The sequence below is a fragment of the Fructobacillus ficulneus genome, assembly GCF_001047075.2.
Lineage (GTDB): Bacteria > Bacillota > Bacilli > Lactobacillales > Lactobacillaceae > Fructobacillus > Fructobacillus ficulneus.
The window spans coordinates 407006-411611 of the sequence record NZ_DF968005.1; the positions used below are offsets into that span (position 1 = coordinate 407006).

At 46.1% G+C, this 4606-nt stretch carries 5 protein-coding genes; all 5 read right to left on the bottom strand.

The genetic code is table 11. The features are described from left to right. Nucleotides 1-290: alcohol dehydrogenase catalytic domain-containing protein (locus AOQ29_RS08235; protein WP_242977426.1), on the bottom strand; the 290-nt coding region annotated here is incomplete at its 3' end. Between the two features lie 22 nt (nt 291-312). Continuing rightward, the gene (locus tag AOQ29_RS06520; protein WP_061993673.1) at nt 313-750 is read right to left on the bottom strand and encodes a GNAT family N-acetyltransferase; all 438 of its coding nucleotides are present in this window, start codon (nt 748-750) and stop codon (nt 313-315) included. Between the two features lie 29 nt (nt 751-779). Then, entirely contained in the window at nt 780-2312 is a 1533-nt protein-coding gene (locus tag AOQ29_RS06525; RefSeq protein ID WP_061993674.1) for a ClC family H(+)/Cl(-) exchange transporter, read from the bottom strand. Nucleotides 2313-2418: 106 nt separating this feature from the next. Then, nucleotides 2419-3660 carry a glutamate-5-semialdehyde dehydrogenase gene (locus tag AOQ29_RS06530; RefSeq protein WP_061993675.1) on the bottom strand — a complete coding sequence of 414 codons (1242 nt, stop codon included), beginning with the start codon at nt 3658-3660 and terminating at the stop codon, nt 2419-2421. A 1-nt stretch (nt 3661) separates the two neighbouring features. After that, nucleotides 3662-4453 carry a glutamate 5-kinase gene (gene proB, locus AOQ29_RS06535; protein ID WP_061993676.1) on the bottom strand — a complete coding sequence of 264 codons (792 nt, stop codon included), beginning with the start codon at nt 4451-4453 and terminating at the stop codon, nt 3662-3664. Nucleotides 4454-4606 lie beyond the last annotated feature (153 nt).

The window sequence follows — 4606 nt, forward strand, 5'->3', positions numbered from 1 at the left end:
TGTAAGTCTGGTCCATCCGGACGAGCTAAGATTTCATCACCAACTTGAAAGTCAGTTACCTCCGTCCCAACAGCGGTAATCACGCCACTTAAGTCCCAGCCCAGAACAAGTGGAAAGGACCTGGTTGCGCCCTGAGTTAAGTGTCCCTGACGAACTTTCCAGTCGATCGGGTTGACACTCGTGGCCTTGGTTTTGACCAAGACCTCATTGTCAGCTGGCTCCGGCAAAGGTAGGTCAGCTGCCTGAAATTGGTCAACGCCACCGTAGTGATTGATAACAATTGCTTTCATTTTTTCTCCCATCAAAGTGAGTCTAAATTATTTTTTTAATAAATTTCATTTGTTTTTTAACTAGGGTAAAACCCCGGTTTTGATAAAACCGATGGGCTGAAGCCCGTGACTCACCTGAATTCAGGAGAATGCCGGCTATATGGCGTTGCCGTCCTTGGTCTTCCAACCAAGTTATTAAGGCTGTGCCAACTCCCTGGCCTTTCCATTTTTCGGCCACCGCTAGGGCTAAGATATTCAGCTGAGTATCGGCATAAATTTCTTGGTAGACTTCGGCGTGAATGTATCCCTGGACTTCCCCATTCTGGTCATCGACTGCAGCGGCCAGAAAATGATGGCCTTGGTCAGCTAAAAGACTTTGAAGTTGGTGGCGAGCTTTATCTTCAGGGTATTGGTAGCCAAGCTCGTTTTCATTTAGCGCCATTAGGACTGGCAGGTCAGTGATTTGAATTGGTCGAATCATGGTTGAGTCCTCCACTAAGCTTGTTCAAGTTAACTAACTGTCAAAAAGTGTTGACGAATGGCATGGGCGTCAACTTTGGTCGTACGAATGGTAATGACGTCACCTGGCCGCAAAATAATTTGACCACTAGGCATTAGCTCTCGGTCACCCCGTTTTATGCCAGTGATGATACTAGGAACTGGCCAAACCAGGTTAGTAATCGTTTGATCAGCTAAAGAACTGCCAGCAAGGACTGGAATAGTTACAGCGCTAAGCTCACTTCGGTCTTTAGCCTGTTTTTCATTTTGTAATAACCGGTCGAGTAATGACTCGTAGATGGGTGCACCATTGAGCGCATCAACGACTAGGTAAGCAACCAACGATACGAAGGCTAATGGCAAAACGTGAGTCACGGATCCAACCATTTCAAAAATCAAGATAATGGCGGTAAAGGGTGCCTTGCCGATGGCAGCAAAGTAAGCCGCCATGCCAATTACAACAAAATCGATGCGATAGTCACCGGAGAGCCAACCCAATTGAACAAAAGCTTGGCCAATCAAGGCACCGTTTAGAGCCCCAAGAGTTAGTATTGGCAAAAAAATTCCACCGGGAAGTCCCGACCCGTAACTGATCATCGAAAAGACAAAGCGTACAATGACCATTGCGAGTAGGATTTTCAGGGTTGGTACATGCTGACCCAGGGATAGGATGAGACTATTGCCCCCACCCAAGCCGGCCGACCAAAAGAGGCCAACGGGAATAACCAAGATGAGTGGAATGAAGCCGTTCATGTACTTGGGTAGTCGGGTTAATTTGTAAGCCGTTTGACTGGCTAAGAGGGTTTTCTGGTACAAGAAGGCTAAGAGGCCCAAAACCAATCCAAAAATTAACAGCAGCCCGTAAATATGGACCGGGATGTCTGGTAAGTTGCCGACGGCCAAGACTGGCTTTTGACCGAAAACCACTGTTGAAACCGCATCGGCCAAGACCGCCCCCGCTAAGGCACTTAACCAAATAAAGGAAGAAAAGCTGTGATAGATTTCTTCCAAGACAAACATGACGCCGGCTAAGGGCGCATTGAAGGCGGCGGCTAAACCGGAGGCCGCTCCAGCCGCAATCAAACTCTTCTTTTGACGGTGGTCGACTTTCAAAATTTCACCAACCCCTTGACCAACGCTGGCACCGAGTTGAATCGAGGGCCCTTCCCGACCAAGCATGAGGCCACTCCCAATCGAGAGGACTCCAGCGATAAATTTACGCCAGAGGATGGCAAACCAGGACAAAGTTAACTCATCTTGTAGTTGCCCTTCCACTTGAGGAATCCCCGAACCGGCAATCTGTGGTTCTTTTTTGACCAGGCGACTGACAATTAACCCAATCACCAGGTTTAAAAGCAATATAATAAAAATCATTTTAAGGTGGCCGTTTATAGTGTATGTATACATACGTTTCCACCAGGATAGTGATTGTTCAATGCACCAACGAAAGGCCGAAACCACGATTCCGGTTAAAATTCCAACCAAGGCCCCGGTGATAATGACCTTGAATTGGCTAGTATTAATTTTAAAATTTGATTTTGACATAGGATTATTTTACACCTTTGACTCTTTCAAAAGTGAGTAGAATTTCTAAATTTTTATAAAGAAAAAACCGCGACAGCGTTGTGCTGAGCGCGGCTTCTAGTCCTCATTATTGGCGAATTTGACCATCACCAAAGACTTCATATTTAATCGTCGTTAATGCTGGCAGACCCATTGGTCCGCGAGCATGGAGTTTTTGTGTTGAAATTCCGATTTCAGCCCCAAATCCAAACTCAAAGCCATCGGTAAACCGACTTGAGACATTTTGGTAAACGACAGCCGCATCAACCAGGTTCATAAAGGATGCGACGTTGGCTGGGTTTTGGCTGAGAATTGTTTCGGAATGATGGGTCGTGTGGGTATTAACCCAGCTAATGGCCTCGGCAGTATCCGAAATAACTTTGATAGCCATGATTAGGTCGTTATATTCCGTGTCCCAATCAGCAGCCGTTGCCAGTTTAATCCGGCTGTCGAGAGCACAAACGGCCTCATCACCGCGAAGTTCAACCCCGGCGGCAATTAATTTGTCTGCAATCTTTGGCAAAAACTCCGCAGCAATTGCCTGGTGAATTAAGAGCTTTTCAGCGGAATTGCAGACGGCTGGCTTTTGAGTCTTAGCGTTATGGATGACTTCAAGAGCTTGGTCTTGGTCCGCGCTTTCGTCAACAAAGATATGGGTATTCCCTGCCCCGGTTTCAATAACTGGCACAGTTGCGTTAGTCACGACAAAATCAATAAACTTCCCTGATCCACGGGGAATCAAGACATCGATGTACTGACGCATATGGAGCAGTTCATTGACCGACTCGTGACTGGTATCTTCAATTAACTGGATGATGTCAGGATCAAGGTTGTGGTCAACCAAAACCTGACGTAAAACCATTGCCAAAGCAATATTGGAATGGATAGCTTCTTTTCCTCCACGCAAAATCACGGCATTCCCAGACTTGAAGGTCAAAGCAGCGGCATCGACCGTCACGTTTGGACGAGCTTCATAAACCATGGCGACAACGCCGAGTGGTACCGTCTTTTTGATGATTTTAAAACCGGTTGGATGGTCCCAATTTTCATAAGGGCCAGCCAATGGATCGGCTAGGTCGGCCACTGCTGCTAATGATTCAGCAATCCCGGCAATTGTTTGCGCATCCAAGGTGAGCCGGTTTTTCATTGGCCCAGTTAGGTCCTGGGCGTTGGCCAAGTCTTCTTGGTTGGCTGCGATAATCGTGCTTTGATTCGCTGTTAAGGCTGTGGCCATGGCCTTTAAAATCTCGTTACGGTCAGCCAGGCTAAGTTGACTAACAATTTGGCTTGCTTGCTTGGCCTGTTGGCCTATTTTTTCTACTGTTTGCATATTATGATTGACCTTCAAATAAAGTTCCGATTTTTTGTCCGGCAATCACGGCTAAAATATTAGCCGGATCATTACCGTTGATTAAGGCCATCCGACTACCATTTTGCATGGTTAAGTCGGCAGCCCGTAATTTCGTGCTCATGCCCCCGGTACCCAAGCCAGAAGTTGACCCGGTTGCGCTGAGACGGATGGTATCCGTGATTTCAGCAACTTGGTGGAGCGGTTGCGCGTTTTCATCGATATTAGGGTTAGCAGTATAAAGTGCGTCAACATCGCTTAAAACAATTAAGCCATCTGCCTTGATTTCCTTAGCGACCAGAGCTGCTAAATAGTCATTATCCCCAAATGAATGCTGGTGGTCCAATTCATCAACGGCAATCACATCATTTTCGTTAATGATAGGAATGACTCCCTCAGAAAACATTGTTTCAATGGCATTGGTTGTGTTGGCCAGCATCCCGGGGTTATCAAAGACGTCGTAGGTCAACAAAACCTGGCCAACAATTTGCTTATAAAAGGCGAAACTTTGGTGGTAAATTGACATCAGATAGCCTTGACCAATTGCTGCCAAGGCCTGCTGGCGGGGAATTTCTTTCGGTCGTTGGTCTAAATCCATTTGACTCAAAGCAACCCCAATCGCTCCTGATGTTACTAATAAAACCTCGTGTCCACCCTGTCGCAGTGTTGCCAGTGTTTGGGCCAAACGGTTGATGACTGGGTAATTGATTTGCCCCTCTAAGTCAACAATCGTGCTCGTCCCGACCTTCACAACAATCCTATGCCACTCTGCCATATCTTTATTTCCTTTGAATAAGTTTATTTAAATTATACCAAGAAATTTCTAAAATGAACGAAATTATCGTCATTCTACTTAGATAAATAACTCATGATTTGTTCGACTAAAATTTCATTAAAAAAAGCCAGGTGCAAGAGCACCTGGCCTAAC

Excerpts from the sequence above, each read along its gene's own strand:
- proB (WP_061993676.1), bottom strand. The coding sequence starts at position 4,453 with ATGGCAGAGTGGCATAGGATTGTTGTGAAGGTCGGGACGAGCACGATT.
- AOQ29_RS06525 (WP_061993674.1), bottom strand. The coding sequence starts at position 2,312 with ATGTCAAAATCAAATTTTAAAATTAATACTAGCCAATTCAAGGTCATT.
- AOQ29_RS06530 (WP_061993675.1), bottom strand. The coding sequence starts at position 3,660 with ATGCAAACAGTAGAAAAAATAGGCCAACAGGCCAAGCAAGCAAGCCAA.
- AOQ29_RS06520 (WP_061993673.1), bottom strand. The coding sequence starts at position 750 with ATGATTCGACCAATTCAAATCACTGACCTGCCAGTCCTAATGGCGCTA.